The 1,480-nt window shown below is 57.5% G+C and carries 2 protein-coding genes; one reads left to right on the forward strand and one right to left on the reverse strand.

The window, feature by feature from the left end:
- Window positions 1-15: 15 nt before the first annotated feature.
- Window positions 16-654 (reverse strand): hypothetical protein, encoded by a 639-nt coding sequence (locus K288_RS53360; protein WP_152535992.1) that lies wholly within the window; start codon window positions 652-654, stop codon window positions 16-18.
- A 92-nt stretch (window positions 655-746) separates the two neighbouring features.
- Between K288_RS53360 and K288_RS49190 the strand changes: the two genes are divergently transcribed.
- On the forward strand, window positions 747-1,367 hold the full coding sequence (locus tag K288_RS49190; RefSeq protein ID WP_256378900.1) for a LysR substrate-binding domain-containing protein: 621 nt from the start codon (window positions 747-749) through the stop codon (window positions 1,365-1,367).
- The last annotated feature ends 113 nt before the right edge of the window (window positions 1,368-1,480 follow it).

Raw genomic sequence — 1,480 nt, forward strand, 5'->3', positions numbered from 1 at the left:
ACCTCGTGAAGCTCGCTAACCTCGCAAGGCCCCCATGAGCGGGATTTCGTGTCGAAATGCGCCAACCAGAAAGCTATCTGGACGGGCTCCTAGGAGCTGCGAGACGTTGTTCTCGAAACCATTGATCGGCAGAGCCATGCCGAATGCAATGGATCCGCTCGCAAGCACCGCGCCGTTGTTCGGCGCCTCGAAGTACACCATGTCGGCCCGCAGGATGTAGTTGTGTGTTCCGCTGAAACCCTGATGCGCGTGGGCCCCCTCCTCGTCGTGAGCGATGTAGTTGTCGGGGTGACCACCCGATGATGCGCTTCGTTGGCTCGGACAATGTCTCGTAGCGAAGAAATTGCCGAAGACATCGTGCGTCAGATCCGGGAAATCATGGAAAGCGACTGGTACAAGGCGGCCTTCAAAACCCGGATCTCGGACAGTCATTCGCGCAAGGACGACTTCGCCGTGATCGGCGGCGGCCGGGTCCGTGCGGTTCCGGTTCGAAGCGTAACCGGCAAGGGTGGCGATTACATTATTCTCGACGATGCCCACAATGTGAACGATTGGGACAATGAACGCCAAAAAGTCAAAGTGATCGAGGCCTTCGAAACGCTGGTTTCGCGACGCGATGGCGGAAAGAAGTCGCAGATCTTGGCGGTTGGACATCGAGTCGCCGAAGACGACCTTTCGGCACACATGATGGAGAGGGGCGATTTCAAACGTCTCCGCATGCCGCTCTTTGCCCCTAGAGACATGAACTGGCAGCGACACTCATGCCGGAGATCATGACTGCGTTCGCGGCGCAACATCCAGGAATAGAGCTGCGCCTTCGCGACGCCGATTCGCGACGAGCGATCGACTTGATTCGAGACGGCGAAGTCGACATTGGCTTGCTTTCGCAAAACGAACTTATCCGAGAATTGCACTTCGTTCCGTTGTTCGAGGACGAGTTTGCAGCGCTTGTCCCCGACAAGGATCATCCTCTTGGCAATCGAACTCGCGTCAAGTTGAAGGAGCTGGCCAAGCACCCTCTTCTCCTCAATCCTCGAGGCGTCGATCTGCGGGAAAGCTTGGAGAGGCTATTCCGCAATGTAGGTTCGACGCCTCAACCGTCACAGGAAATCATTAACACCCACGCCTTGGTCTCCTTGGTTGGGTTTGGCTTCCGTGTCACAATCTTGCCGCGCCTCGCCTTGCGCGGGCTTAATCTTTCCCGGTGCCGCCTCTTGAAGGTGGAGCCCCGCGCCTCGCGACAGATCGGCATTGTCTCCGCGCGAAACCGTTCCGACTCGCCCGCTATCAGCGCACTGAGGAAATTTCTTCAACTTCATGCTGCGCAAATAAGCGCGAAGTCGGTCGCTGAAACGAGCGTCAGCTGAATGCGAGCTATGGCCGACACTGGGTGATGACGGGTTGAGAGAGGCGGCGTATCGAGGCGGGTGTCGAGCCTGCCAGAACCTCAAGGAGAGCGATACGCCATGAACGAGACTAC

The organism is Bradyrhizobium sp. Ai1a-2, from assembly GCF_000426245.1.
Classification (GTDB): Bacteria; Pseudomonadota; Alphaproteobacteria; order Rhizobiales; family Xanthobacteraceae; genus Bradyrhizobium.